Origin of the sequence: Haemophilus sp. HN_Hi16 (assembly GCF_049823435.1) — a bacterium.
GTDB classification, from domain to species: domain Bacteria; phylum Pseudomonadota; class Gammaproteobacteria; order Enterobacterales; family Pasteurellaceae; genus Haemophilus; species Haemophilus influenzae_D.
In genome coordinates this window covers 587,728-614,605 of the sequence record NZ_CP187500.1, presented here as the reverse complement: position 1 = coordinate 614,605, position 26,878 = coordinate 587,728, and the positions used below count along the sequence as shown (strand labels likewise).

Genomic DNA, 26,878 nt, shown 5'->3' with positions numbered 1-26,878 from the left:
TTTATGAATCCATTATCTGTTGGTAATCAAGCACCTGCTTTTACCTTATTAAATCAACAGGAAAAACCTGTTTCTTTAAATGATTTTCGTGGTAAAAAAGTTTTAATTTATTTTTATCCAAAGGCACTCACGCCAGGCTGTACCACACAAGCCTGCGGATTGCGTGACAGTAAATCCGAATTAGATGCACTAGGTTTAGTTGTACTTGGCATTAGCCCTGACGCTCCGAAAAAATTAGCTCAATTTATTGAGAAAAAAGAACTTAATTTCACATTGCTTTCTGATCCTGATCATCAAGTTGCGGCACAATTTGGCGTATGGGGCGAAAAAAAATTTATGGGGAGAACTTACGACGGTATTCATCGAATTAGTTTTTTAATTAATGAAAGCGGAAATATTATGCAAGTATTTGATAAATTTAAGACAAAAGACCATCATCAAATGATCATTGATTATCTTCGCTCCTTATAATTTTTCAAAAAATAACCGCACTTTTCCACATAAAGTGCGGTAAAAATTCATAAATTTTTCAATTCAAGGTTTACGCATTATTCAGCCTTTGTTAGAATTCCTCGCCTGATTGAAATTCATTCTCAAATAACAAGGAAAAAAAATGCTACAACTTTTTGATTTTTTACAACAGTACAGTGATTATTTTATCATCGGTTTATTATTACTGATGAGCGTTATTATGCTTGCGATGGTAATTGAACGTTACCTTTTTTTAAGAAAGGTAAATGTGGCACATTATTCTACTATTCACGCATTAGAAATTGATTTAAACCGTAATATGACAGTGATTTCTACCATCGGTGCCAATGCACCTTATGTTGGATTACTTGGTACAGTTATCGGGATTTTATTAACTTTCTATCAAATCGGTCACGGCGGTGGCGACATTGATCCAAGTGAAATTATGTTGCACTTATCTTTAGCATTAAAAGCAACAGCATTAGGTATTCTAGTGGCTATTCCATCTATGGTGTTTTATAACGGTTTAGGTCGTAAAGTGGAAGTTAATCGTTTGAAATGGAAAGTATTAAACGAACAAAAAGATAAGGAATAATCAGTGAAAAAATTTGATGAAATCAACATTATCCCTTTCATTGATATTATGTTGGTATTGCTTACTGTGGTGCTTATTACTGCATCTTTTATCTCTCAAGGTAAAATTCAAGTAAATGTACCAAAAGCCAGTACAGCAGTCGCATTTAAATCTGACGAGCTCGCTAAATTATTAACAGTGACAGCGGATAAACAGCTCTATTTCAATGATAGACCTATTACGCAAGAAGCTCTTGAAGCAGAAATTGCTCAATGGAATAAAGATCAGAAAGTCACTTTAAAAATTGATGCCGAAGCCTCCTTCCAAGATTTTGTGACTATTACAGATATGCTTTCTAAAAATGAAATCAAAAATGTGGCAATTGTTTCTATGAAAGATAAGGGAAAAAGTGCGGGTAAAAATTCTCAAGAATCTACTCCCTCCCAATCTGTACCAACTACGCCGTAAGGAATAATTATGCAGCAAACAAAACGTTCGCTATTGGGTTTGCTTATTTCTTTGATCGTACACGGTATTGTTATAGGATTTATCTTGTGGAATTGGAATAAGCCAAGTGATAGCGCAAATAGTGCACAAGGCGATATATCTACAAGTATTTCTATGGAGCTTTTGCAAGGTATGGTGTTGGAAGAACCTGCTCCAGAGCCTGAAAATGTACAAAAAGAGCCTGAGCCAGAGCCAGAGCCAGAGCCAGAGCCAGAAAAACAAGAAATTGTAGAAGATCCAACAATAAAACCTGAACCGAAAAAAATCAAAGAACCCGAAAAGGAAAAGCCAAAGCCCAAAGAAAAACCGAAAGAAAAGCCAAAGAATAAACCTAAAAAAGAGGTTAAACCACAACAGAAACCAATCAATAAAGATCTACCAAAAGGCGATAAAAATATTGATTCAAGTGCTAACGTAAATGATAAAGCAAGCACAACAAGCGCTGCTAATAGCAATGCACAGGTAGCAGGAAGTGGAACGGATACGAGTGAAATAGCGGCTTACCGTTCTGCAATTCGCCGTGAAATTGAAAGTCATAAACGTTATCCAACTCGAGCGAAGATAATGCGTAAACAAGGAAAAGTGAGTGTATCTTTTAATGTGGGAGCTGATGGTTCGCTAAGTGGAGCTAGAGTTACAAAATCCTCAGGCGACGAAAGTTTAGATAAGGCGGCATTAGACGCTATTAACGTTTCTCGTTCTGTGGGAGCAAGACCAGCAGGCTTTCCTTCGAGTTTAAATGTGCAAATTAGTTTTACGCTTCAATAAAATGTAATGCAGAAGATAAGTAATAGCGATTAATCTTCCTCAAAAGTGAAGCTGTAAAATCAAGGACTAAGTCTATAATCATAGGCTTAGTCCTTTTAATTTAAAAATTAAAATAAAAAAAGAGAAGCTCTTTTTTATTCAACTTCTCTCAGATTTTTATCATTTACTTTTCAATCTATGTCATTTAGAACGGAATATCGTCATCGAATCCGTCCATTGGTGGCTCAGCCTGTGGTGTTGCTGGTTGTGATGTGGCTGATTGTGGCGCAGAACGAGATGATTGATAACTACCACCATTGTTAGTTTGACGAGCTTGGTAAGAGGATTGTGGTGCGCCCCCCATATCATTACCATAACCACCTGCGTTTTGATTACGTCCACCAAGCATTTGCATTACATCGCCTTGAATTTCTGTGGTGTAGCGATCTTGACCATTTTGATCTTGCCATTTACGTGTTTTTAAACGACCTTCCACATAAACTTGAGAACCTTTGCGCAAGTATTCGCCGCAAATCTCCGCTTGACGACGATAAAATACAATGCGGTGCCATTCTGTTACTTCACGGCGTTCGCCCGTATTACGATCGTTCCAGCTTTCACTGGTTGCTACGCTGATATTTGCAACGGCATCGCCGTTTGGCATAGTACGAATTTCAGGATCATTACCTAAATGACCTACAATAATGACTTTATTAACTCCAGCCATAAAAAACCTCATTTTTTATCTAAAAAAGTGCGGTTATTTTGCCTGAAATTTTTTAAAAGATCTATATATTTTAACTGGATATTTGCACAGATATTAAAATATGCGATAATGATCGCAAAATTTACACTTATTTCATACTTTTGAGTTATTTTATGGAAAATATTGATATTCGCGGGGCTAGAACCCATAATCTGAAAAATATTAATTTAACCATTCCACGCAATAAACTTGTGGTGATCACAGGGCTTTCAGGTTCGGGGAAATCTTCTTTAGCCTTTGATACGCTTTATGCGGAAGGGCAACGCCGTTATGTTGAATCCCTTTCCGCTTATGCCCGTCAGTTTTTATCTTTAATGGAAAAGCCTGATGTGGATTCTATTGAGGGGCTTTCCCCTGCAATTTCCATTGAACAAAAATCAACCTCACACAATCCACGTTCTACAGTGGGAACCATTACGGAAATTTACGATTATTTACGTTTATTGTTTGCTCGAGTGGGAGAACCTCGTTGTCCCGATCATAATGTTCCCTTAACGGCACAAACGATTAGTCAAATGGTGGATAAAGTATTAAGTTTGCCAGAAGACAGCAAAATGATGTTACTTGCGCCAGTGGTCAAAAATCGCAAAGGCGAACATCTCAAGATTTTAGAAAATATTGCTGCGCAAGGTTATATTCGTGCGCGTATTGATGGCGAAATTTGCGATTTATCTGATCCGCCAAAATTAGCTTTACAGAAAAAACATACAATTGAAGTGGTGGTGGATCGCTTTAAAGTGCGGTCAGATTTGGCAACACGTTTAGCCGAATCTTTTGAAACCGCATTAGAGCTTTCTGGTGGCACTGCAATTGTGGCAGAAATGGATAATCCGAAAGCGGAAGAATTAGTTTTTTCGGCAAATTTTGCTTGTCCGCATTGTGGTTATTCTGTGCCAGAATTAGAGCCTCGTTTGTTTTCCTTTAACAATCCTGCAGGTGCTTGCCCAACTTGTGATGGCTTGGGTGTGCAGCAATATTTTGATGAAGATCGTGTGGTGCAAAATCCAACGATTTCCCTTGCAGGCGGTGCAGTGAAAGGTTGGGATCGTCGTAATTTCTATTATTATCAAATGCTTACATCATTAGCGAAACATTATGATTTTGATGTTGAAGCCCCTTATGAATCTTTGCCAAAGAAAATTCAACATATCATTATGCAGGGTTCAGGCAAAGAGGAAATTGAATTCCAATATATGAATGATCGTGGCGATGTGGTTATTCGCAAGCACCCTTTTGAAGGGATTTTGAATAATATGGCTCGCCGATATAAAGAAACGGAATCAATGTCGGTGCGTGAAGAATTGGCAAAAAATATTAGCAATCGACCTTGTATAGATTGTGGCGGTTCTCGTTTGCGACCCGAAGCGCGTAATGTGTATATTGGAAAAACCAATTTGCCGATAATTGCGGAAAAAAGCATTGGCGAAACCCTTGAATTTTTTACCGCACTTTCTTTAACAGGTCAAAAAGCCCAAATTGCGGAAAAAATTCTTAAAGAAATCCGCGAGCGTTTGCAGTTTTTAGTCAATGTTGGTTTGAATTATCTTTCTCTTTCTCGTTCTGCGGAAACCCTTTCAGGTGGGGAGGCGCAACGTATTCGCCTTGCGAGTCAAATCGGTGCGGGACTTGTTGGTGTGATGTATGTATTAGATGAACCCTCTATTGGTTTGCACCAACGTGATAATGAACGCTTACTTAACACATTAATTCATCTGCGTAATCTTGGTAATACGGTAATTGTTGTGGAACACGATGAAGATGCAATTCGTGCGGCTGACCATATTATTGATATTGGGCCTGGTGCTGGCGTACACGGCGGTCAAGTTATTGCGCAAGGAAATGCCGATGAAATTATGCTCAATCCAAATTCCATTACAGGAAAATTTTTATCGGGCGCAGATAAAATCGAAATTCCGAAAAAACGCACCGCACTTGATAAGAAAAAATGGCTAAAACTTAAAGGGGCATCGGGGAATAACTTAAAAAATGTGAATTTAGAGATTCCCGTTGGTTTGTTTACTTGCGTGACTGGTGTGTCAGGTTCGGGAAAATCCACGCTTATTAATGACACCTTATTTCCCCTTGCGCAAAATGCGTTAAATCGAGCGGAAAAGACAGATTACGCACCTTATCAATCCATTGAGGGGTTAGAACATTTCGATAAAGTTATTGATATTAACCAAAGCCCGATTGGACGCACGCCACGTTCAAATCCAGCCACTTATACAGGCTTATTTACCCCGATTCGTGAGCTTTTTGCTGGCGTGCCAGAAGCCCGTGCGCGTGGTTATAATCCTGGGCGTTTTAGCTTTAACGTACGAGGTGGACGCTGTGAAGCCTGTCAGGGCGATGGTGTACTCAAAGTTGAAATGCACTTTTTACCCGATGTTTATGTTCCTTGCGACCAATGTAAAGGCAAACGCTATAATCGCGAAACCTTAGAAATTCGTTATAAAGGCAAAACAATTCATCAAGTTTTAGATATGACAGTGGAAGAAGCTTGCGAGTTTTTTGATGCGATTCCAATGATTGCAAGAAAATTACAAACCTTGATGGATGTGGGATTATCCTATATTCGATTAGGTCAATCTTCCACAACACTTTCAGGCGGCGAAGCACAACGCGTTAAGCTAGCGACCGAGCTTTCTAAACGTGATACGGGTAAAACTTTGTATATTCTAGATGAACCGACGACTGGTTTGCATTTCGCTGACATTAAGCAATTACTTGAAGTACTGCATCGATTACGCGACCAAGGAAATACTATCGTCGTCATTGAACACAATCTTGATGTGATTAAAACCGCAGACTGGATTGTCGATCTTGGCCCAGAGGGAGGCAGTGGCGGCGGACAAATTATTGCGACGGGTACACCAGAGCAAGTTGCTAAAGTAAAAAGCTCCCACACCGCTCGCTTCCTTAAACCGATTTTAGAAAAACCTTAGAAAAAATGACCGCACTTTCAGAGAAAACTCACATAAAGTGCGGTTATTTTATTAGTGATATTGTTTTAACTTTAGTTGCCTATGTAAATTATATACAATATTACCACATCGCAAGATTAGATTACCCACTAAGTATTAAGCAAAAACCTAGAAATTTTGGCTTAATTACTATATAGTTTTACTCATTTATTTTCTTTTGTGCCTTTTAGTTCGTTTTTTTAGCTGAAATCCCTTAGAAAATCACCGCACTTTTATTGTTCAATAGTCGTTTAACCACGTATTTTTTAATACGAAAAATTACTTAATTAAATAAACATTATGAAAAAAACTGTATTTCGTCTGAATTTTTTAACCGCTTGCATTTCATTAGGGATAGTATCACAAGCGTGGGCAGGTCACACTTATTTTGGGATTGACTACCAATATTATCGTGATTTTGCCGAGAATAAAGGGAAGTTCACAGTTGGGGCTAAAAATATTGAGGTTTATAACAAACAAGGGCAATTAGTTGGCACATCAATGACAAAAGCCCCGATGATTGATTTTTCTGTGGTGTCGCGAGGTGGCTATGCAACATTAGTGGGAGAGCAATATATTGTAAGTGTTGCTCACAATGGAGGGTACACTGATGCTGATTTTGGTGCGGAAGGAGTAAATCCCGATCAACATCGTTTTACTTATCAAATAGCTAAGCGTAACAATTATAAGCCTGATCAGGGACGTAATCATTATGATGGGGATTACCATATGCCTCGTTTACATAAATTTGTAACTGAAATTGAACCGATAGGTATGACACCGCTTGTGGATGGAAAGGTATATGCTAATAAAGAGGATTATCCTGAGCGTGTGCGTATAGGCTCAGGACGTCAGTATTGGCGTACAGATAAAGATGAAGAAAAGAATTTAGATAGTTCATATTATGTCTCAGGTGCATATCATTATCTTACTGCAGGAAATACTCATACTCAGAGTGGAAATGGTAATGGTACAGTCAATTTTAGTGGTAATGTAGTTAGCCCTAATCATTATGGCCCATTACCAACGGGTGGTTCTAAAGGCGATAGTGGTTCGCCAATGTTTATTTATGATGCAAAAAAAGAAAAATGGCTTATAAATGGTGTATTACAAAGCGGAAATCCTTTTGTGGGAAGAGGTAATGGATTTCAGTTAGTGCGTGAAGAATGGTTTTACGATGAAGTTTATGCTAAGGATATTCATACCATATTTAATCCTAGAACACCTAAGGATCGCCATTATACTTTTACTGATAATAAAGATGGTTCTGCTTCTGTTACAGCACAAGATAATAAAAAGTATAGAGTACAGATAGCGAATTATAATTTGCCCAATCGTAAAAAAGAGCCAATTTATACATATGATGGGAATAATTATTATTCTCCAGCACTAAGTAATGGTAAAAATATTGCTTTTATTGATAAAGGAAATGGAACAATTACTTTAACAAGCGATATTGATCAAGGTGCAGGCGGTTTGTATTTTGAGGGAGATTTTATAGTTTCGCCTACCCATAATGAAACGTGGAAAGGGGCGGGTATATCGATCAGTGATGAAAGTACCGTAATTTGGAAAGTCAATGGCGTAGAAAATGATCGCCTTTCTAAAATCGGTAAAGGAACATTACACGTTCAGGGGAAAGGCGAAAATAAAGGTTCCATCAGTGTAGGCGATGGTACAGTCATTTTGGATCAGCAGGCAGACGAGCAAGGCAAAAAACAAGCCTTTAGTGAAATCGGATTGGTTAGCGGTAGAGGGACTGTCCAATTAAACGATGACAAGCAATTTGATACCGATAAATTTTATTTCGGCTTTCGTGGTGGTCGCTTAGATCTTAACGGACATTCATTAACCTTTAAACGTATCCAAAATACGGACGAGGGGGCGATGATTGTGAACCATAATACAACTCAAGCCGCTAATATTACTATTACAGGTTATGACACCATAAATGATGATTTAAAACAATTAACTAATAAGCGAGATATTGCATTTAACGGTTGGTTTGGCGAAACAGATGAAAATAAACACAATGGGCGATTAAACCTTATTTATCAACCCACTGCAGAAGATAGTACTTTACTACTTTCAGGCGGTACAAACTTAAACGGCGATATTACCCAAACAAAAGGCAAACTATTTTTCAGCGGTAGACCGACACCGCACGCCTACAATCATTTGAACGAACGTTGGTCAAAAATGGAAAATATACCACAAGGCGAAATTGTGTGGGATCACGATTGGATCAACCGTACATTTAAAGCTGAAAACTTTTATATTCAAGGCGGAAGTGCGGTGGTTTCTCGCAATGTTTCTTCAATTGAGGGAAATTGGACAGTCAGCAATAATGCAAATGCCACATTTGGTGTTGTGCCAAATCAGAAAAATACCATTTGTACACGTTCGGATTGGACAGGATTAACGACTTGTAAAACAGAGAATTTAACCGACACAAAAGTTATTAATTCCATACCGACAACACAAATTAATGGCTCTATTAATTTAACTGATAATGCAACGGCGAATGTTAAAGGTTTAGCAAAACTTAATGGCAATGTCACTTTAACAAATCACAGCCAATTTACATTAAGCAACAATGCCACCCAAACAGGCAATATTCAACTTTTTGATAATGCAAATGCAACGGTGGATAATGCTACTTTAATGGGTAATGTGCATTTAACGGATTCAGCTCAATTTTCTTTAAAAAACAGCCATTTTTCGCACCAAATTCAGGGCGACAAAGGCACAACAGTGATGTTGGAAAATGCGACTTGGACAATGCCTAGTGATACCACATTGCATAATTTAACGCTAAATAATAGTACTGTTACGTTAAATTCAGCTTATTCAGCTAGCTCAAATAATGCACCACGCCGTCGCCGCCGTTCATTAGAGACGGAAATGACACCAAAATCGGCAGAACATCGTTTCAACACATTGACAGTAAATGGTAAATTGAGCGGGCAAGGCACATTCCAATTTACTTCATCTTTATTTGGCTATAAAAGCGATAAATTAAAATTATCCTATGACGCTGAGGGCGATTACACATTATCTGTTCGCAACACAGGCACAGAACCCGTGACCCTTGAGCAATTAACTTTGGTTGAAAGCAAAGATAATAAACCGTTATCAGATAAGCTCAAATTTACTTTAGAAAATGACCACGTTGATGCAGGTGCATTACGTTATAAATTAGTGAAGAATAATGGCGAATTCCGCTTGCATAACCCAATAAAAGAGCAGGAATTGCGCAATGACTTAGTAAGATCAGAGCAAGCAGAACGAACATTAGAAGCAAAACAAGCTGAGCTGGTGCCAACAACACAAAGCTCTAAAGCAAAAGTGCGGTCAAGAAGAGCGGCGTTTTCTGATACCCTGCCTCCGCCTGATCAAAGCCAGTTAAACGTATTACAAGCCGGGCTTGAGGTGATTAATGCCCAACAGCAAATGGCACAAGCGGTGCAAAATCAGAAAGTAACTGCACTTAACCAAAAGAACGAGCAAGTTAAAACCTCTCAAGAAAAAGCACAAACTGCCAAAGCTGATTATCAAACCACACCAAATTTACAAACAGCGAAAGCGTTAGATAACGCAAATTTAGCCTTGGCAACTGCATTGGTGGAAAAAGAAACCGCTCAGATTGATTTTGCTAATGCAAAATTAGCTAAGTTGAATTTAACACAACAACTAGAAAAAGCCTTAGCAGTGGCTGAGCAAGCAGAAAAAGAACGTCTAGCTCAAGAAGAAGCGGAAAGACAACGCAAACAAAAAGACTTGATCAGCCGTTATTCAAATAGTGCGTTATCGGAGTTGTCTGCGACAGTAAATAGTATGCTTTCCGTTCAAGATGAATTAGATCGTCTTTTTGTAGATCAAGCACAATCTGCCGTGTGGACAAATATCGCACAGGATAAAAGACGCTATGATTCTGATGCGTTCCGTGCTTATCAGCAGAAAACGAACTTACGTCAAATTGGGGTGCAAAAAGCCTTAGCTAATGGACGAATTGGGGCAGTTTTCTCGCATAGCCGTTCAGATAATACCTTTGATGAACAGGTTAAAAATCACGCGACATTAACGATGATGTCGGGTTTTGCCCAATATCAATGGGGCGATTTACAATTTGGTGTAAACGTGGGAACGGGAATCAGTGCGAGTAAAATGGCTGAAGAACAAAGCCGAAAAATTCATCGAAAAGCGATAAATTATGGCGTGAATGCAAGTTATTCGTTCCATTTAGGGCAATTGGGTATTCAGCCTTATTTTGGAGTTAATCGCTATTTTATTGAACGTGAAAATTATCAATCTGAGGAAGTGAAAGTGCAAACACCGAGCCTTGCATTTAATCGCTATAATGCTGGAGTACGGGTCGATTATACGTTTACCCCGACGGATAATATCAGCGTTAAGCCTTATTTCTTCGTCAATTATGTTGATGTTTCAAACGCCAACGTACAAACCACGGTAAATCTCACGGTGTTGCAACAACCATTTGGACGTTATTGGCAAAAAGAAGTGGGATTAAAAGCGGAAATTTTACATTTCCAACTTTCTGCTTTTATTTCTAAATCTCAAGGTTCGCAACTCGGTAAACAGCGAAATATGGGCGTGAAATTAGGATATCGTTGGTAAAAATCAACATAATTTTATTCTAATAATGGAACTTTATTTAATTAAAAGTATCTAAGTAGCACCCTATAGGGGATTAATTAAGAGGATTTAATAATGAATTTAACTAAACTTTTACCAGCATTTGCTGCTGCCGTCGTATTATCTGCTTGTGCAAAGGATGCACCTGAAATGACAAAATCATCTGCACAAATGGCTGAAATGCAAACAATTCCAACAATCACTGATAAAACAGCTGTATATTCTTGCAATAAACAAACTGTGACTGCGGTGTATCAATTTGAAAACCAAGAACCAGTTGCTGCAATGGTAAGTGTGGGCGATGGCATTATTGCGAAAGATTTTACTCGTGATAAATCACAAAATGACTTTACAAGTTTCGTTTCTGGGGATTATGTTTGGAATGTAGATAGTGGCTTAACGTTAGATAAATTTGATTCTGTTGTGCCTGTAAATTTAATTCAAAAAGGTAAATCTAGCGATAATATCATCGTCAAAAATTGTGATGTAAACGTAAAAGCAACTAAAAAAGCAAATTCATAATTAATCCCAAATGACCAGCATAATTGCTGGTTATTTTATCTTTCCTGTAGAAAAGATTTTTTCTTGAGATCATTTTCAATTCAAACTAGACTTATCGCCTATTTTATTTAACCTAAATTTTATTATGCGTGTTTCAGACTTTAATTTTGATTTACCCGATGAATTAATTGCTCGTTATCCTAAAATTGATCGTGTTTCTTGTCGTTTATTACAGTTAAATGGCGAAAACGGGGAAATTTCTCACCGCACTTTTTCTGATGTATTAGATTTAATTGATGAAGGCGATTTGTTGATTTTTAATAATACGCACGTTATTCCTGCAAGAATGTTTGGGCGTAAAGCCAGTGGTGGCAAAATTGAAGTTTTAGTTGAGAGAATGTTAGATGAACATCGTTTCTTAGCGCATATTCGTTCATCGAAATCCCCTAAAGAAGGGACTGAATTATTTTTAGGGGAAGATAAATTAGGCGAAAATAATGGCATTAAAGCGGTAATGAAAGCGCGTCATGGTGCATTGTTTGAAGTGGAATTAAGTGATAAATCAACCGCTCTTTTAGATATATTACAAGCCATTGGACATATGCCATTGCCACCTTATATTGATCGTCCAGATGAAGAAGCCGATCAAGAATGTTATCAAACCGTTTATAGTAAAGTCCCAGGTGCTGTAGCGGCACCAACAGCGGGCTTACATTTTGATGAAAATTTACTTGAAAAACTCAAAGCAAAAGGTGTGAATTTTGAATTTGTTACATTGCATGTCGGCGCGGGAACATTCCAGCCTGTTCGTGTGGAAAATATTGAAGATCACGTAATGCACGCGGAGTACGTGGAAGTTTCCCAAGAAGTTTGCAATGCGATTATTGCAACAAAAAAAGCGGGCAAACGTGTAATTGCAGTGGGAACCACTTCTGTTCGTTCTATTGAAAGTGCGGCGCTTTCTGCAGAAGAATTTGGCAATCCAGATTTAATTGAGCCTTATTTTTCTGATACCTCTATTTTTATTTATCCAGGGAAAAAATTCCGAGTGGTGGATTGCTTAATTACTAATTTCCACTTACCTGAAAGCACATTGATTATGTTAGTTTCAGCTTTTGCTGGTTATAAAAATACAATGAATGCTTATAAAAGTGCGGTCGAGAATCACTATCGTTTTTTCAGTTATGGCGATGCGATGTTCATCACTAAAAATCCAAATGTAAAAGGATTAGAATAAGTTGTTTGACTTGTAATTAGTCAGCACTTACAATAAAGAACAACAGATGGCGGTTACCATCCCTTGTCGGCATCAACTACTAATGGCCAGTGCTACTTTTCAATAACAGGCAAAGTAGAATAATGATGACCAACTTAATCATAAATTTAGTCATATTTTTATCCTTAGTATGATTAACACACTCAGGATCTACGAAATAGCCCGACAGCGGCAACTGGCGGACTATCTTAGCAGATCCGCCTCTGCTCAAAGAGCATTAAAAATATGATAGCATAAAGCCTGTAACTTTGAACAGGCTTTTTTATTCACAAAAATCTTCGAACTGTTTATTCGTTGGAGCAAAAATGAAGTATGAATTAGATAAAACAAGCGGCAATGCCCGTCGTGGTCGTTTAGTATTTGAGCGTCCACAAGGCACGTTCAGCGTAGAAACCCCTGCATTTATGCCAGTAGGTACTTATGGCACCGTGAAAGGCATGACGCCAGAAGAAGTGCGTGCGACAGGTGCAGAAATTCTTTTGGGTAACACTTTCCATTTATGGTTACGTCCAGGGCAAGAAATTATGCGTAAACACGGCGATTTGCACAACTTTATGCAATGGCCTCGCCCGATTTTGACTGACAGTGGCGGTTTCCAAGTATTCAGTTTAGGTAAATTACGTAAAATTACTGAAGAAGGCGTGAAATTCCAAAACCCAATTAACGGCGAGCGGATCTTCCTTTCGCCTGAAAAATCCATGGAAATTCAATATGATTTGGGTTCTGACATCGTGATGATTTTCGATGAATGTACGCCTTATCCAGCGACTTTCGATTATGCGAAAAAATCTATGGAAATGTCACTTCGTTGGGCAAAACGTAGCCGTGATCGCTTTGATGAATTAGGCAATAAAAATGCGCTATTCGGTATTATTCAAGGCGGCGTATTTGAAGAATTACGCAAAATATCACTAGAAGGCTTAGTGAATATTGGCTTTGACGGTTATGCGGTGGGCGGTTTAGCTGTCGGCGAACCAAAAGAAGATATGCACCGCATTTTAGAATATATTTGCCCACAAATTCCTGCGGATAAACCACGTTATTTAATGGGCGTGGGTAAGCCAGAAGATTTAGTGGAAGGTGTTCGCCGTGGTATTGATATGTTTGACTGCGTAATGCCAACCCGTAACGCCCGTAACGGTCATTTATTCGTGACTAATGGTATTGTTAAAATCCGTAATGCAAAATATCGTGATGATACCAGTCTGTTAGATCCTGAATGTGATTGCTACACCTGCAAAAACTACACCAAAGCTTATTTATATCATTTAGATAAGTGTGGTGAAATTTTAGGTGCACGCTTAAATACCATTCACAATTTACGCTATTATCAACGTTTAATGGCAGAAATTCGTCAAGCAATAGAAGATGATCGTTTTGATGATTTTGTAGTAGAATTTTATGCTCGTATGGGCAAACCTGTTCCGCCATTACAATTAGCAGATAAATCATAATTGATGAAAGTGCGGTAGAAAAATGAAACGTTTTTTGACCGCACTTTTTAACAAAGGAAATCTTATGCAAATTCTTGAACCCCAACAATTCGCTACATGGAATGAACCTATTGAAATGCTTTATGCCTGCCATAGCAAGGTAAAACGTTTTTGTCGTCAGTTAAGCATTTTGCCTGATTATCTAGAAAAACACGGCTATACTCAGGCTGTATTAAATGATGTTGAGCAGATTTTAAGCTATTTTAATCGTGCCGCGCCTTTACATCACGATGATGAAGAATTAGATTTTTTCCCTCAATTAGTCAAAGTGGCTCCGCAAGCACAAAGCACCATTGATGAATTGGAACAACAGCACAAAAATTTGCATAAAAATTGGAATGCGTTATCTGCGCAGTTAGAAGAGCTTATTTCTGAACAACGTCAAAATATTGATGAGCATTTAATTGAACGCTTTATTCAAGGTTATGAGCGTCATATTACGTTAGAAGAACCTTTATTTGAAATGGGGCGAGAATTTTTAGCTGATGATGTGTTGTCTGAAATGGGTAAAAATATGAGCATTCGTCGTCAAGTTCCAGAATGAAATATCAGCTCAATTTAACCGCACTTCGATGCCCAATTCCTCTTTTAAGTGCCAAAAAAGCCTTAAAAAATTTAGATAAAAATGATGAGCTAATGTTGATTTTAAACCTTGAAAGTGCGGTAGAAAATTTTTCTATTTTTGCAGAAGAAAATTCTGTTGCTTTGGTCGAGCAATATTACACTTCGGAAAAAGAATTTATTGTTATCTTGAAAAAATAAAATTAATGTACTAGATAATAACTCAAAAACTATTTGCTTATAGATGTAATCGAAGTCAGTAAATTCAAGCATTTTAAAACCAATTTCTGACTATTACGCACTTACTGTCTCTTTTAATCGTAATGTCGTTAAGAAAGAGCAGCAAATTAATAGTTTTTCAAGACCAATCTGCAATTATGACTTTCTATGATACCTTGTGTTATCGCACGATCCATTATTGCACCGATAATCTGGTGTATTTTTTGAGCGTGTTACTTCTATCTGCTATTTTTTCACAAATGCTAACTAACTCTTTTACTTTTATTTCTGATAGATGCTTATCACCAATATAAGGGAAGATATGATTTTTCAATCGTTCCCAATTCTTTTCTCGTGTTTCTGAATTTTTAGCCTTTTCTTTATAAATGCCATAAAAATAACTTTCTGCAACAGAATGAAAAGTATATTTTAAGCAGTTTTCATATTATTGTTGAATGCGTATTTTTTCTTCTTGTGGATCGATACCTTTCGTAAGTGACGCACGATATTCTTCACGTTTAGCGCGAGCATCTAATAATGGATATAGTAACATAATAAGTTGGTGTTACTAATAGTGTTACTAAAAACAGCGATTAAAGACAATTAAAGACGATTAGATATGAGGGGTGAAAGTGCTATAAACCCTTGTGAAACCTGGATAAAACAAAACCCCGCGATTAGTTTTGCGGGGCTTTGTTTAGTCAAATGGTGCTCTGGGCGAGACTTGAACTCGCACGACCTGTGGTCACTACCCCCTCAAGATAGCGTGTCTACCAATTCCACCACCAGAGCGTTAATTTTTATGCTAATCCTATTTTATTGTGGGATGTCGCTATTTTTATTGTCTTTCGCTGGAGCTGCTTGTTGTTGCTGAACTTGCTCTGCAGCTTGTGATAAATCGTCAAAAGCACCTTTTTGAATATTGCCTTTATGTGAATTCATGTTACCTAAAACAAGGGCAATAACAAAAAATGCGGTTGCTAAAATCGCACTAGTACGTGTTAAAAAGTTACCTGCACCAGCAGAGCCAAACATTGTACCTGATGCGCCACCACCAAAAGATGCACCAGCGTTCGCTCCTTTACCTTGTTGAACGAGAATAAACCCGATCAAGGCAATCGCGACAACAACATAAATAAATAAAAGAACTTGATACATTTTTTCTCTCTAATTTGCAATTTTGCAAGAAAACTGGTCGTGAATGTTATAGAAAATTCAATTTTCTCGCAAGTGCTTTGCATAAAAAAAATATTAATTGGTTTAACTTTAATCAGTTTCACCGTTTGATTTACTCGATTTTTTTACCGCACTTTTAGGTTTTGCTCTATCAGATTTAATCATTTTAATGCGACTTAATTGTCTTAATGCATTAAGATCTACAAAACGGACTAAATCAGGTAGCATTTTATTTAGGTTATACATAAATTGCTGATAAGTGGCTTGTTTTTGACTAATGTCTGTGAGTTGCGATTCCCAATGAGCCGTCATATCTGGTTGGGTGGCAATATCTGGTAATGCCTGAATTAAAATTCTTCCTGTTTCTGTACTATGAATATTTCGCCCTTTTTTCGTTAAAAAACCGCGTTTAAAAAGTAACTCAATGATGCCTGCGCGAGTAGCCTCTGTGCCCAATCCATCCGTTTCTCGCAGAATTTTTTTGAGTTCTTTATCCTGTACAAATCGTGCAATACCCGTCATTGCTGAAAGCAAGGTTGCATCTGTGAAAGGCTTTGGCGGTTGAGTTTTTTTACTAATTACCTCTCCGTGTTCACAATACAAAATTTGTCCTTTCTTTACTATTGGTAATAAGGGTTCTTGATTTTCTGTGTCGTCTTCTTTGCCTAATAATTCTTTCCACCCAGCGGTTTGTAAATTTCGCGCTTGAGCGATAAAAGTACCGCCAGCAATGTTTAATGTGATTTTGCTTTTACGATATTCTGCGTCAGGACAAAATTGCATTAAATATTGGCGAGCGATAAGACTGTAAATATTACGTTCTTCTTGTGTTAGATTTACTGGACGATTTTTGGCAGTCGGAATGATTGCGTGATGAGCCTCTACTTTTTTATCATTCCAACAACGATTTCTCTGTTCAGTTGAAATAACAGTTGGTAAGCGTTGATAAGTTTCACAATGGGTTGAAATTGCATTTAGTACATTGTGTCGTTCGGCAAAATGTTCTTCGGGTAAATAGCGACAATCAGAACGCGGATAAGTAATCAAACGATGAGTTTCATACAGGCGTTGGCACGTATCTAATACGGCCTGAGCGGACATACCGAATCGTTTTGCCGCATCAATTTGTAATGCAGAAAGGGAATAAGGCAAAGGGGCGGTTTCTTTTTCACGAACGTCTTTGTATTCGGTTACTTCCGCAGGTTGATTTGTAATACGTTTTACAACGTTTTCTGCCAAGCCTTTAGAGAGCACCCTGCCGTCATCATCTTGGTAATCTTCACAAGCTTTGCTAGGTTGCCATAAGGCACTAAAAAGTGCGGTTGATTTCTCCTGAGTTTTTTCTTCTTTAGTCTCTGGATTAACCCAAGCCTGTACTTCAAAGAAATCTTTGGGCTGGAAATGTTCAATTTCCAAATCTCGACGTACAATTAAACCTAGCACTGGGGTTTGCACTCGGCCAACAGAAAGCACGCCATCATAGCCAGTTTGTCTGCCACGAATGGTATAGGCTCTGGTCATATTAATGCCATAAAGCCAATCTGCGCGGGCTCGTGCGAGTGCAGAGGTGGCAAGAGGAATAAAGTTACGGTTGGGTTGTAATTTTTTTACTGCTTTTTCTACCGCACTTGGATTTAGGTCGCTAATCAAGCAGCGTAAAATTTTATCGCGTTTTTCGGTAGCTAAATTAGCATAGCTAAACACTTCATCTACCAGCAATTGCCCTTCTCTATCAGGGTCTCCTGCATTAACAAGTGTATCCGCTTGATGGATCAGTTTTTCCACCACAGAAAGCTGTTTTTTTACTTCTTTTCGCGGTAAAAGTTGCCATTTTTCAGGAATAATAGGGAGATGTTCTAAACGCCATTGTTTGAATTTAGGGTCATAGGCATCGGGTTCTGCTTGCTCAAGCAAATGCCCCACACACCAAGTTACCACATCATTATCGCCACATTTAATAAAACCATCTCCACGTTGATGGGGTTTGGGTAGCACATCTGCAATAGCGCGAGCTAAGCTTGGTTTTTCGGCGATAAATAAACGCATAATGGTATGAGAAGATTAGTCGATTTGACGACGACCTAGAAATGAGTGGGTAAGCGTTGTGCCGTCTACAGTTTCTAGTTCCCCACCCACAGGGATACCGTGAGCGATACGACTCACTTTGATATTGTGTTGGCGGCACATTTCAGCGATATAATTTGCCGTCGCATCGCCTTCCACCGTTGGATTTGTTGCAAGAATCACTTCGTGGAAAGATTCTTCTACTAAGCGTTTTTGCAGTAAATCTAAGCCAATTTCACGAGGTCCAATACCATCAAGTGGTGATAAGTGTCCCATTAAAACAAAATAACGTCCTGAAAATTGCCCCGTTTGCTCAATCGCTTGAATATCTGCTGGCATTTCAACGACACAAAGCAAACCTGAATTTTGACGGCGTGGATTATTGCAAATGTTGCAAGTGTCTTCTTCCGTAAAGTCTCGACATTGTGAGCAATGACCAATTTTAGACATGGCTTCTGTGAGTGCTTGAGCTAAATTCATTCCACCGCTACGATTACGTTGTAAAAGATGATAAGCCATACGTTGCGCAGATTTAGGCCCTACGCCTGGAAGACAACGTAAGTTTTCAATAAGGTGTTCTAAAAGTGGACTGCTTTGCATAATTTGAGATGAAATATAAGGCTACTTTCCGCTCCCTCTATTTACGGAGGAAGCTACCGAAGGCTTAGGGGGAACCCCCTTCCGTCGCTTTGCGACACCTTCCCCCGCAAGCAGGGGAAGACAAGTGTTCGATTAAAACGGAAACTTCATTCCTGGAGGTAATGGCATTCCAGCGGTAACCGATGCCATTTTTTCTTTTTGTAATTCTTCTGCACGACGTACCGCATCATTAAAAGCAGCTGCGATTAAATCTTCTAACATTTCCTTATCGTCTTCCATTAAAGACGGATCAATGTCAATGCGACGGCAGTTATGTGCACCATTAATTGTGATTTTCACTAAACCTGCACCAGATTCACCCGTTACTTCTAGTTGCGCGATTTCTTCCTGCATTTTTTGCATTTTTTCTTGCATTTGTTGGGCTTGTTTCATTAAGCCGCCTAAACCGCCTTTTCCAAACATAATGTTATCCTTTATTAAGTCAAAAATTGCGTGCATTCTAGCGAAAAAATAGGCTTTTGGGAACTGTGGGATTTATTTAAAATCTCAGAAAATTTCACCGCACTTTTAAGCTATAAAGTGCGGTGAAATTTAGTGGCGTTTATAATGAGGAATTACTCTGGTGTAATCCATTCGACCGTCCAACTTCCTGTACCTTCTGGAACTAATGTTTTTGTCAGATAAGGCAAAATTTCTTTCATTTGGGTTTCTAATGTCCAAGGTGGATTAATTACCACCATACCGCTTGCGGTCATTCCTCGTTGATCGCTATCAGGGCGAATAGCGAGCTCAATTTTTAGAATTTTTCTAATTCCCGTTGCTTCTAAGCCCTTAAAAATACGTTTAGTTTGTTGGCGTAATACAACGGGATACCAAATCGCATAGGTGCCAGTGGCAAAACGCTTATAGCCTTCTTCAATAGCTTTGACGACAAGATCATAATCTTCTTTTAATTCATAAGGCGGATCGATTAGCACTAAGCCACGGCGTTCTTTTGGAGGTAGCGTTGCTTTGACTTGTTGAAAGCCATTGTCACATTTTACGGTGACATTTTTGTCGTCGCTAAAATTATTGCGAAGAATTGGATAATCGCTAGGATGAAGCTCGGTCAATAGTGCACGATCTTGTGGGCGCAACAATTCCGCAGCAATTAATGGAGAACCCGCGTAATAACGTAGTTCTTTGCCACCATAATTGAGTTTTTTGATCATTTTTACATAACGTGCAACATCTTCGGGTAAGTCGGTTTGATCCCACAAGCGTCCAATACCTTCTTTATATTCCCCCGTTTTTTCTGATTCGTTTGAGGATAAACGATAACGCCCCACGCCAGAGTGCGTATCTAAGTAAAAAAAGCCTTTTTCTTTGAGTTTAAGATTTTCCAAAATAAGCATTAAGACGATATGTTTTAAGACATCGGCGTGATTGCCTGCGTGAAATGAGTGACGATAACTTAGCATAATATATTCCTTATTTGTTTAATAACGAAGGCGAGCCAATAGACTCGCCCTATTACACACTAAAGTGCGGTTATTTTTAGAAGAGTTCTTCTGGTTGTGCAGCAGGCGTTGGCGTATTGCCTTCATTGTTCAAGCGTTGCTGTAACTCTGTAGGAACGTAATAACCACGCTCTTGCATTTCCGAAAGATAGGTACGTGTCGGTTCAGTACCTACAATAAAGTATTCTTTGTGTCCACCGTTTGGAGAAAGCAAACCTGTAAAAGTATCAATGCTTTTTTCCACAATTTTTGGCGGCAGTGTCAATTTACGTTCTGGCTTATCACTTAAAGCCGTTTTCATATAAGTGATCCAAGCAGGCATTGCTGTTTTTGCACCCGCTTCTCCACGCCCAAGTACACGTTTGTTGTCATCAAATCCAACATAAGTTGTAGTGACTAAGTTTGCACCAAATCCCGCATACCAAGCCACTTTTGAACTGTTGGTGGTACCTGTTTTACCGCCTATATCGCTACGTTTAATGCTTTGTGCAATACGCCAACTTGTGCCTTTCCAGTCTAAACCTTGTTCGCCATAAATCGCCGTATTTAAGGCACTACGAATGAGAAAAGCAAGTTCGCCACTAATGACTCGTGGTGCATATTCTATTTTCGACGAAGCATTTTTTGCTGCAGCCATTAAATCAATCGCATCTTCTTTAAGTGCGGTGAAATTTGATTGTAATTCTGGCAATTCAGGCACGGTTTCAGGTTGTTGATCTAATTCTTCGCCATTGGTGCTGTCATCTGTTGGTTTTAAGGCATTCTCGCCTAAAGGAATATTGGCAAAGCCGTTGATTTTGTCTTTAGTTTCGCCATAAATCACAGGTATATCATTACATTCAATACAAGCAATTTTAGGGTTTGCGGCAAATAATTCTTTTCCTGTGTTATCTTGAATTTTTTCGATGATATAAGGTTCAATAAGGAAACCGCCATTATCAAACACCGAATAAGCTCTAGCCATTTCTAATGGCGTGAAAGAGGCTGCACCAAGAGCCAAGGCTTCGCTAGCAAAATATTGATCACGTTTAAAGCCAAAACGTTGTAAAAATTCTGCAGTGAAATCAATACCTGCCGTTTGGATCGCACGAATAGCAATCATATTTTTGGATTGACCTAATCCTACGCGTAAACGCATCGGCCCATCATAACGATCAGGCGAGTTTTTCGGTTGCCACAGTTTTTGTCCTGGTTTTTGAATAGAAATCGGGCTGTCTTGTAATACGCTTGAAAGCGTTAAGCCTTTTTCTAATGCCGCCGCGTAAATAAATGGTTTAATAGAAGAACCTACTTGAACCAAGGATTGTGTCGCACGGTTGAATTTGCTTTGTTCATAGCTAAAGCCACCAACAATGGCTTCAATCGCGCCATTATCTGAATTAAGAGAAACTAATGCTGAATTTGCTGAGGGAATTTGTCCTAATTGCCATTCCCCATTAGCACGCTGACGAATCCAAATTTGCTCGCCGACTTTCACAGGATTACTTCTGCCTGTCCAACGCATTGCATTGGTTGATAAGGTCATTTTTTCCCCAGAGGCAAGCAATATATCAGCACCGCCTTTCACGATTCCAATCACTGCAGCAGGAATAAATGGCTCTGAATCTGGCAATTTGCGTAGAAAACCGACAATGCGATCATTGTCCCAAGCGGCTTCATTTTTTTGCCATAATGGCGCACCACCGCGATAACCGTGACGCATATCATAATCAATCAAGTTATTACGCACAGCTTTTTGTGCTTCATCTTGGTCTTTTGAAAGTACAGTGGTAAATACTTTATAACCACTGGTGTAGGCATTTTCTTCTCCAAAACGGCGAACCATTTCTTGACGCACCATTTCAGTGACATAATCAGCACGAAATTCAAATTTTGCGCCGTGATAACTCGCCACAATCGGCTCTTTCAATGCAGCATCATATTCTTCTTTGCTGATGTATTTTTCATCTAACATTCGGCTTAGCACCACATTGCGACGTTCTTCTGAACGTTTTAGCGAATAAAGCGGATTCATTGTTGAAGGTGCTTTAGGTAAACCAGCAATAATCGCCATTTCAGATAAGGTCAATTCATTCAATGCTTTACCGAAATAGGTTTGTGCCGCTGCTGCAACACCATAAGAACGATAGCCTAAAAAGATTTTGTTTAAATAAAGCTCTAAGATTTCTTGTTTGTTGAGGGTATTTTCGATTTCTACCGCAAGCACCGCTTCACGAGCTTTACGAATAATAGTTTTTTCTGGGGTTAAGAAAAAGTTACGCGCTAATTGTTGAGTAATCGTACTTGCACCTTGTGATGCACCGCCATTACTCACTACGACAAATAATGCACGGGCAATGCCGATAGGGTCTAATCCGTGATGTTCGTAAAAACGACTGTCTTCCGTTGCTAAAAATGCGTCAATTAAGCGTTGCGGTACATCAGCTAATTTCACTGGAATACGGCGTTGCTCGCCCACTTCGCCAATTAATTTACCGTCAGCCGTATAAATCTGCATTGGTTGTTGTAATTCAACGGTTTTTAATGTTTCTACTGAGGGCAATTCCGATTTTAGGTAGAAATACAGCATTCCACCAGCCACTAAACCTAAAATACATAAAGTTAATAGGGTGCTTAATATTAATTTTGCGATCCGCATCGTAAAATTCTCGCTTGGTTAATGAATATTCTTGTCAAGAGACCTATGATTTAGTTGTTAAGTATAAAAGATTCAGCCTTTAAAGAATAGGAAAGAATATGCAATTCTCCCTGAAAAATTACCTCACTTTACAAATCGGCATTCATCGTAAGCAGAGTTATTTTGATTTTGTGTGGTTTGATGATCTTGAACAGCCACAAAGTTATCAAATTTTTGTTAATGATCGTGATTTTAAAAATCGTTTTTTACAACAACTAAAAACACAATATCAAGGGAAAACCTTTCCTTTACAGTTTGTGGCAAGCATTCCCGCTCACTTAACTTGGTCGAAAGTATTAATGTTGCCACAAGTGTTAAATGCGCAAGAATGTCATCAACAATGTAAATTTGTGCTTGAAAAAGAGCTGCCTATTTCTTTAGATGAATTATGGTTTGATTATCGTTCTACCCCGTTAAAGCAAGGTTTTCGATTAGACGTTACTGCAATTCGTAAAAGTACTGCTCAAACTTATTTGCAAGATTTTCAGCCATTTAAAATTAATGTATTGGATGTTGCGTCAAATGCTATTTTGCGTGCATTTCAGTATTTGTTGAATGAACAAGTGCGGTCAGAAAATAGCTTATTTTTATTTCAAGAAGATGACTATTGTTTGGCGATTTGTGAAAGATCGCAGCAATCGCAAATTTTACAATCTCACGAAAATTTGACCGCACTTTATGAACAATTTACCGAACGTTTTGAAGGGCAACTTGAACAAGTTTTTGTGTATCAAATTCCCTCAAGTCATACGCCATTACCAGAACACTGGCAGCGAGTAGAAACAGAACTCCCTTTTATTGCACTGGGCAACGCACTATGGCAAAAAGATTTATATCAACAAAAAGTAGATAACTAAATGTCGATGAATTTATTGCCTTGGCGTACTTATCAACATCAAAACCGTTTACGTCGTTTAGCTTTTTATATCGCTTTATTTATCTTGCTTGCTATTAATTTAACTTTGGCTTTTAGTAATTTAATTGAACAACAAAAACAAGATCTGCAAGCGCAGCAAACATCTTTTGAACAACTTAATCAGCAACTTTATAAAACCGCCAAGAAAATTGAACAGTTGCGTAGTGCAGTGCAGGTTGGCGAAATTTTGACATCTATTCCTAAAGAGCAAGTAAAAAAGAGTTTACAGCGGCTAAGTGAATTACCTTTTCAGCAAGGAGAACTGAATAAATTTAAACAAGATGCTCATAACTTAAGTTTGGAAGGTCTCGCACAAGATCAAAGAGAATTTGAACTGATTCATCAATTTTTAAAGAAACATTTTCCCAATGTGAAATTAAGCCAGTTTCAACCTGAACAACAGTCATTGTATTTTCTCTTTGATGTGGAACAAGTTGGAGAAGATAAGTGAAAACCTTTTTTAACGATCCTTTTACTCCTTTTGGCAAATGGCTAAGTCAGCCTGTTTATATACAGAGTTTAACCTTTTTGTTGTTATTAAGTGCGGTGATTTTTCGCCCTGTTTTAGATTATATCGAGGCTAGTGAACATTTTGCTGAAACTGAATATGAATTAGCAAAAAAAAGTTCGGAATTGCTACATCAACAGAAAATTTTAACTTCTTTACAGCAGCAATCGGAAAGTCGAAAACTTTCTCCAGAACTGGCTGCACAAATTATTCCTTTGAATAAACAAATTCAACGTTTAGCTGCGCGCAACGGATTATCTCAGCATTTACGTTGGGAAATGGGGCAACAGCCCATTTTGCATTTACAGCTTATTGGGCATTTTGAAAAAACGAAGACATTTTTAACCGCACTTTTAGCTAATACGTCACAGCTTTCAGTAAGTCGGCTGCAATTTATGAAACCCGAAGACAGCCCATTGCAAACCGAGATTATTTTTCAGCTAGAGAAGGAGACAAAATGAAGTATTGGTTTTTCCTAACTGTATTGCTTTTTATAAATTGCAGTTGGGGGCAGGATCCTTTCGATAAAACACAACGTAACCGTTCTCAGTTTGATAACGCACAAACAGTAATGGAACAGACAGAAATAATTTCCTCAGATGTACCTAATAATCTATGCGGAGCGGATGAAAATCGCCAAGCGGCTGAAATTCCCTTGAATGCTTTAAAATTGGTGGGGGTAGTGATTTCTAAAGATAAAGCCTTTGCATTATTGCAAGATCAAGGTTTGCAAGTTTACAGCATTTTAGAGGGTGTTGATGTGGCTCAAGAGGGCTATATTGTAGAAAAAATCGACCAAAACAATGTTCAATTTATGCGCAAGCTCGGAGAGCAATGTGATAGTAGTGAATGGAAAAAATTAAGTTTTTAAAGGAAGATTATGAAGAAATATTTTTTAAAGTGCGGTTATTTTTTAGTCTGTTTTTGTTTGCCATTAATCGTTTTTGCTAATCCCAAAACTGATAACGAACGTTTTTTTATTCGTTTATCGCAAGCACCTTTAGCCCAAACATTGGAACAGTTGGCTTTTCAACAAGATGTGAATTTAGTGATGGATGAAGCATTAGAAAGTAATATTTCATTGAGATTAGATAATATTGATATGCCACGTTTACTACAAATAATCGCTAAAAGTAAGAAGCTTACTTTGAATAAAGATGAGGGTATTTACTATCTGAATGGAGGGCAATCAGGCAAAGGGCAAGTTGCAGGAAATCTTACTACAAATGAACCGCACTTAATGAGTCACACGGTAAAACTCCATTTTGCTAAAGCCTCTGAATTAATGAAGTCCTTAACGACAGGAAGTGGCTCTTTGCTTTCATCAGCTGGGAGCATTACCTTTGATGATCGTAGTAATTTGCTCGTGATTCAAGATGAACCTCGTTCTGTGCAAAATATTAAAAAACTAATTGCTGAAATGGATAAACCTATTGAGCAGATCGCTATTGAAGCGCGTATTGTGACAATTACGGACGAAAGTTTGAAAGAACTTGGCGTTCGGTGGGGGATTTTTAATCCAACGGAAAATGCTGCGCGTGTAGCGGGCAGCTTATCCGGCAATAGCTTTGAAAATATTGCGGATAATCTTAATGTAAATTTTGCGACAACGACGACACCTGCTGGCTCGATAGCATTACAAGTCGCGAAAATTAATGGTCGATTGCTCGATTTAGAATTAAGCGCGTTAGAGCGTGAAAATAATGTGGAAATTATCGCAAGCCCTCGCTTACTAACCACAAATAAGAAAAGTGCAAGCATTAAACAGGGGACAGAAATTCCTTATATTGTGAGCAATACTCGTAACGATACGCAATCTGTGGAATTTCGCGAGGCGGTGCTTGGTTTGGAAGTCACACCACATATTTCTAAAGATAACAATATTTTACTTGATTTATTAGTGAGCCAAAACTCACCAGGTTCTCGTGTTTCTTATGGACAAAATGAGGTGGTTTCTATTGATAAGCAAGAAATTAATACTCAGGTTTTTGCCAAAGATGGGGAAACCATTGTGCTTGGCGGCGTGTTTCACGACACAATTACGAAAAGCGAAGATAAGGTGCCATTGCTTGGCGATATACCCGTTATTAAACGATTATTCAGCAAAGAAAGCGAACGACATCAAAAACGTGAGTTAGTGATTTTTGTCACGCCGCATATTTTAAAAGCAGGAGAAACGTTAGAGGCGTTGAAGCAAAAAAGTGCGGGGAAAAAGTTACAATGAGTTACTGCCGTTTGTTTTATCACATTGTTTTTAGGACAAAAGACAGTGTTTATGCCATTAATGAAGAAAATGAGAAAATTCTCTATGATTACATTTGGGGATTTGTTAAATCACACCATTCTATACTTCATCGAATTAATGGTATGCCAGATCATCTACATTTATTTGTTGAATTACACCAAACGATTTCAGTAGCTGAATTTGTTCGTAAATTAAAAAAATCGACACACCGTTTTTTAGATGAAAATAAACCATTATTTCCAGAATTTACGGCTTGGTCAGTAGGATATTGCGCATTAACTTATAGCGACAGTGATAAATATCAACTTATTAATTATATTAAGAATCAAAAACAGCATCACAAAGAAACCCATTTCAATGATGAAATGAAGAGCCTATTTCAACGTGAAGGAATAGATTTTAACGTAGAATGGTTTGAGAGAAATGTTTAGTTGTTTTTGGGAATGTTGTAAGCTGTGG

General features: G+C 38.3%; 26 protein-coding genes and 1 tRNA gene. 17 read left to right on the top strand and 10 right to left on the bottom strand.

The features are described 5' to 3' along the window. The first annotated feature begins 3 nt into the window (after positions 1 to 3). From bcp to ACPT9C_RS03060, 4 genes are all read left to right on the top strand, one after another. Positions 4 to 471, top strand: coding sequence for a thioredoxin-dependent thiol peroxidase (gene bcp / locus ACPT9C_RS03075; protein ID WP_042594196.1), 468 nt, complete (start codon positions 4 to 6; stop codon positions 469 to 471). A 142-nt stretch (positions 472 to 613) separates the two neighbouring features. Beyond that, the gene (gene exbB, locus ACPT9C_RS03070) at positions 614 to 1,066 is read left to right on the top strand and encodes a TonB-system energizer ExbB (RefSeq protein WP_042594194.1); all 453 of its coding nucleotides are present in this window, start codon (positions 614 to 616) and stop codon (positions 1,064 to 1,066) included. A 3-nt stretch (positions 1,067 to 1,069) separates the two neighbouring features. Then, the gene (gene exbD, locus ACPT9C_RS03065; protein ID WP_005656183.1) at positions 1,070 to 1,513 is read left to right on the top strand and encodes a TonB system transport protein ExbD; all 444 of its coding nucleotides are present in this window, start codon (positions 1,070 to 1,072) and stop codon (positions 1,511 to 1,513) included. 9 nt (positions 1,514 to 1,522) lie between these two features. Continuing rightward, positions 1,523 to 2,320: a TonB family protein gene (locus ACPT9C_RS03060; protein ID WP_116967526.1), complete on the top strand. Its 798-nt coding sequence runs from the start codon at positions 1,523 to 1,525 to the stop codon at positions 2,318 to 2,320. Positions 2,321 to 2,504: 184 nt separating this feature from the next. Here the strand turns inward: ACPT9C_RS03060 and ACPT9C_RS03055 are convergent, their stop codons facing one another. Beyond that, positions 2,505 to 3,026, bottom strand: coding sequence for a single-stranded DNA-binding protein (locus ACPT9C_RS03055; protein WP_050948880.1), 522 nt, complete (start codon positions 3,024 to 3,026; stop codon positions 2,505 to 2,507). 152 nt (positions 3,027 to 3,178) lie between these two features. On the opposite strand from ACPT9C_RS03055, the gene uvrA reads away from it, so the two are divergent. The 7 genes from uvrA (at position 3,179) to ACPT9C_RS03020 (ending at position 14,716) form a co-directional block, all read left to right on the top strand. Beyond that, positions 3,179 to 6,010, top strand: a complete 2,832-nt coding sequence (uvrA, locus tag ACPT9C_RS03050; protein WP_118879880.1) for an excinuclease ABC subunit UvrA — start codon at positions 3,179 to 3,181, stop codon at positions 6,008 to 6,010. A gap of 318 nt (positions 6,011 to 6,328) precedes the next feature. Continuing rightward, the gene (gene hap, locus ACPT9C_RS03045) at positions 6,329 to 10,666 is read left to right on the top strand and encodes an adhesion and penetration autotransporter Hap (protein ID WP_050948878.1); all 4,338 of its coding nucleotides are present in this window, start codon (positions 6,329 to 6,331) and stop codon (positions 10,664 to 10,666) included. A gap of 93 nt (positions 10,667 to 10,759) precedes the next feature. Further along, entirely contained in the window at positions 10,760 to 11,206 is a 447-nt protein-coding gene (locus ACPT9C_RS03040) for a hypothetical protein (RefSeq protein ID WP_050948877.1), read from the top strand. 124 nt (positions 11,207 to 11,330) lie between these two features. Further along, positions 11,331 to 12,422 (top strand): tRNA preQ1(34) S-adenosylmethionine ribosyltransferase-isomerase QueA, encoded by a 1,092-nt coding sequence (gene queA, locus ACPT9C_RS03035; protein ID WP_050948876.1) that lies wholly within the window; start codon positions 11,331 to 11,333, stop codon positions 12,420 to 12,422. Between the two features lie 344 nt (positions 12,423 to 12,766). Then, positions 12,767 to 13,915 (top strand): tRNA guanosine(34) transglycosylase Tgt, encoded by a 1,149-nt coding sequence (gene tgt / locus ACPT9C_RS03030; protein WP_118879881.1) that lies wholly within the window; start codon positions 12,767 to 12,769, stop codon positions 13,913 to 13,915. 64 nt (positions 13,916 to 13,979) lie between these two features. Next, a complete protein-coding gene (locus ACPT9C_RS03025; protein WP_050948874.1) occupies positions 13,980 to 14,498 on the top strand; it encodes a hemerythrin domain-containing protein in 519 nt (172 codons plus the stop codon). After that, the gene (locus ACPT9C_RS03020; RefSeq protein ID WP_006996233.1) at positions 14,495 to 14,716 is read left to right on the top strand and encodes a sulfurtransferase TusA family protein; all 222 of its coding nucleotides are present in this window, start codon (positions 14,495 to 14,497) and stop codon (positions 14,714 to 14,716) included. The genes ACPT9C_RS03025 and ACPT9C_RS03020 overlap by 4 nt, the downstream gene beginning before the upstream one ends. Positions 14,717 to 14,930: 214 nt before the next feature. Here the strand turns inward: ACPT9C_RS03020 and ACPT9C_RS03015 are convergent, their stop codons facing one another. From ACPT9C_RS03015 to ACPT9C_RS02975, 9 genes are all read right to left on the bottom strand, one after another. After that, the gene (locus ACPT9C_RS03015; protein WP_230304891.1) at positions 14,931 to 15,122 is read right to left on the bottom strand and encodes a phage integrase central domain-containing protein; all 192 of its coding nucleotides are present in this window, start codon (positions 15,120 to 15,122) and stop codon (positions 14,931 to 14,933) included. Positions 15,123 to 15,179: 57 nt separating this feature from the next. Beyond that, the gene (locus tag ACPT9C_RS03010) at positions 15,180 to 15,287 is read right to left on the bottom strand and encodes an integrase arm-type DNA-binding domain-containing protein (RefSeq protein ID WP_374955603.1); all 108 of its coding nucleotides are present in this window, start codon (positions 15,285 to 15,287) and stop codon (positions 15,180 to 15,182) included. A 153-nt stretch (positions 15,288 to 15,440) separates the two neighbouring features. Continuing rightward, positions 15,441 to 15,526: transfer RNA gene (locus ACPT9C_RS03005), tRNA-Leu, on the bottom strand. Positions 15,527 to 15,550: 24 nt separating this feature from the next. Continuing rightward, the gene (gene secG / locus ACPT9C_RS03000; RefSeq protein WP_005691381.1) at positions 15,551 to 15,892 is read right to left on the bottom strand and encodes a preprotein translocase subunit SecG; all 342 of its coding nucleotides are present in this window, start codon (positions 15,890 to 15,892) and stop codon (positions 15,551 to 15,553) included. A gap of 108 nt (positions 15,893 to 16,000) precedes the next feature. Next, positions 16,001 to 17,956, bottom strand: coding sequence for a DNA topoisomerase III (locus tag ACPT9C_RS02995; protein ID WP_050948873.1), 1,956 nt, complete (start codon positions 17,954 to 17,956; stop codon positions 16,001 to 16,003). A gap of 15 nt (positions 17,957 to 17,971) precedes the next feature. Beyond that, entirely contained in the window at positions 17,972 to 18,574 is a 603-nt protein-coding gene (gene recR, locus ACPT9C_RS02990; RefSeq protein ID WP_005641249.1) for a recombination mediator RecR, read from the bottom strand. A 132-nt stretch (positions 18,575 to 18,706) separates the two neighbouring features. Further along, positions 18,707 to 19,036, bottom strand: coding sequence for a YbaB/EbfC family nucleoid-associated protein (locus ACPT9C_RS02985; RefSeq protein ID WP_005629464.1), 330 nt, complete (start codon positions 19,034 to 19,036; stop codon positions 18,707 to 18,709). Between the two features lie 152 nt (positions 19,037 to 19,188). Further along, the gene (locus ACPT9C_RS02980) at positions 19,189 to 20,034 is read right to left on the bottom strand and encodes a 23S rRNA (adenine(2030)-N(6))-methyltransferase RlmJ (protein WP_005652116.1); all 846 of its coding nucleotides are present in this window, start codon (positions 20,032 to 20,034) and stop codon (positions 19,189 to 19,191) included. A gap of 76 nt (positions 20,035 to 20,110) precedes the next feature. Continuing rightward, a complete protein-coding gene (locus ACPT9C_RS02975) occupies positions 20,111 to 22,711 on the bottom strand; it encodes a penicillin-binding protein 1A (protein ID WP_118879882.1) in 2,601 nt (866 codons plus the stop codon). Positions 22,712 to 22,809: 98 nt separating this feature from the next. Here ACPT9C_RS02975 and ACPT9C_RS02970 point away from each other — a divergent pair, with 98 nt between their 5' ends. Genes ACPT9C_RS02970 through tnpA form a run of 6 tightly spaced genes read left to right on the top strand, consistent with a single transcriptional unit; the run spans position 22,810 to position 26,850 of the window. Next, positions 22,810 to 23,607 (top strand): pilus assembly protein PilM, encoded by a 798-nt coding sequence (locus ACPT9C_RS02970; protein WP_050948871.1) that lies wholly within the window; start codon positions 22,810 to 22,812, stop codon positions 23,605 to 23,607. Then, positions 23,608 to 24,117, top strand: a complete 510-nt coding sequence (locus ACPT9C_RS02965) for a hypothetical protein (protein WP_050948870.1) — start codon at positions 23,608 to 23,610, stop codon at positions 24,115 to 24,117. After that, complete coding sequence (gene comC / locus ACPT9C_RS02960; protein ID WP_050948869.1) at positions 24,114 to 24,635, top strand: competence protein ComC; 522 nt, start codon at positions 24,114 to 24,116, stop codon at positions 24,633 to 24,635. Before ACPT9C_RS02965 ends, comC begins: the two co-directional genes overlap by 4 nt. Further along, positions 24,632 to 25,045 (top strand): pilus assembly protein PilP, encoded by a 414-nt coding sequence (locus tag ACPT9C_RS02955; RefSeq protein ID WP_050948868.1) that lies wholly within the window; start codon positions 24,632 to 24,634, stop codon positions 25,043 to 25,045. The genes comC and ACPT9C_RS02955 overlap by 4 nt, the downstream gene beginning before the upstream one ends. Before the next feature lie 9 nt (positions 25,046 to 25,054). Beyond that, on the top strand, positions 25,055 to 26,398 hold the full coding sequence (gene pilQ / locus ACPT9C_RS02950) for a type IV pilus secretin PilQ (RefSeq protein ID WP_050948867.1): 1,344 nt from the start codon (positions 25,055 to 25,057) through the stop codon (positions 26,396 to 26,398). Continuing rightward, complete coding sequence (gene tnpA / locus ACPT9C_RS02945) at positions 26,395 to 26,850, top strand: IS200/IS605 family transposase (protein WP_050948866.1); 456 nt, start codon at positions 26,395 to 26,397, stop codon at positions 26,848 to 26,850. The genes pilQ and tnpA overlap by 4 nt, the downstream gene beginning before the upstream one ends. Positions 26,851 to 26,878 lie beyond the last annotated feature (28 nt).

Bases quoted from the DNA above. Each gene is read 5' to 3' on its own strand.
- tnpA (WP_050948866.1), top strand. From the start codon at position 26,395: ATGAGTTACTGCCGTTTGTTTTATCACATTGTTTTTAGGACAAAAGAC.
- pilQ (WP_050948867.1), top strand. From the start codon at position 25,055: ATGAAGAAATATTTTTTAAAGTGCGGTTATTTTTTAGTCTGTTTTTGT.
- ACPT9C_RS02985 (WP_005629464.1), bottom strand. From the start codon at position 19,036: ATGTTTGGAAAAGGCGGTTTAGGCGGCTTAATGAAACAAGCCCAACAA.
- ACPT9C_RS02965 (WP_050948870.1), top strand. From the start codon at position 23,608: ATGTCGATGAATTTATTGCCTTGGCGTACTTATCAACATCAAAACCGT.
- ACPT9C_RS03055 (WP_050948880.1), bottom strand. From the start codon at position 3,026: ATGGCTGGAGTTAATAAAGTCATTATTGTAGGTCATTTAGGTAATGAT.
- secG (WP_005691381.1), bottom strand. From the start codon at position 15,892: ATGTATCAAGTTCTTTTATTTATTTATGTTGTTGTCGCGATTGCCTTG.
- ACPT9C_RS02970 (WP_050948871.1), top strand. From the start codon at position 22,810: ATGCAATTCTCCCTGAAAAATTACCTCACTTTACAAATCGGCATTCAT.
- hap (WP_050948878.1), top strand. From the start codon at position 6,329: ATGAAAAAAACTGTATTTCGTCTGAATTTTTTAACCGCTTGCATTTCA.
- ACPT9C_RS03020 (WP_006996233.1), top strand. From the start codon at position 14,495: ATGAAATATCAGCTCAATTTAACCGCACTTCGATGCCCAATTCCTCTT.
- uvrA (WP_118879880.1), top strand. From the start codon at position 3,179: ATGGAAAATATTGATATTCGCGGGGCTAGAACCCATAATCTGAAAAAT.
- ACPT9C_RS02955 (WP_050948868.1), top strand. From the start codon at position 24,632: ATGAAGTATTGGTTTTTCCTAACTGTATTGCTTTTTATAAATTGCAGT.
- ACPT9C_RS02975 (WP_118879882.1), bottom strand. From the start codon at position 22,711: ATGCGGATCGCAAAATTAATATTAAGCACCCTATTAACTTTATGTATT.
- ACPT9C_RS02995 (WP_050948873.1), bottom strand. From the start codon at position 17,956: ATGCGTTTATTTATCGCCGAAAAACCAAGCTTAGCTCGCGCTATTGCA.
- ACPT9C_RS02980 (WP_005652116.1), bottom strand. From the start codon at position 20,034: ATGCTAAGTTATCGTCACTCATTTCACGCAGGCAATCACGCCGATGTC.
- queA (WP_050948876.1), top strand. From the start codon at position 11,331: ATGCGTGTTTCAGACTTTAATTTTGATTTACCCGATGAATTAATTGCT.
- ACPT9C_RS03040 (WP_050948877.1), top strand. From the start codon at position 10,760: ATGAATTTAACTAAACTTTTACCAGCATTTGCTGCTGCCGTCGTATTA.
- recR (WP_005641249.1), bottom strand. From the start codon at position 18,574: ATGCAAAGCAGTCCACTTTTAGAACACCTTATTGAAAACTTACGTTGT.
- ACPT9C_RS03060 (WP_116967526.1), top strand. From the start codon at position 1,523: ATGCAGCAAACAAAACGTTCGCTATTGGGTTTGCTTATTTCTTTGATC.
- bcp (WP_042594196.1), top strand. From the start codon at position 4: ATGAATCCATTATCTGTTGGTAATCAAGCACCTGCTTTTACCTTATTA.
- exbB (WP_042594194.1), top strand. From the start codon at position 614: ATGCTACAACTTTTTGATTTTTTACAACAGTACAGTGATTATTTTATC.
- tgt (WP_118879881.1), top strand. From the start codon at position 12,767: ATGAAGTATGAATTAGATAAAACAAGCGGCAATGCCCGTCGTGGTCGT.
- ACPT9C_RS03025 (WP_050948874.1), top strand. From the start codon at position 13,980: ATGCAAATTCTTGAACCCCAACAATTCGCTACATGGAATGAACCTATT.
- ACPT9C_RS03010 (WP_374955603.1), bottom strand. From the start codon at position 15,287: ATGTTACTATATCCATTATTAGATGCTCGCGCTAAACGTGAAGAATAT.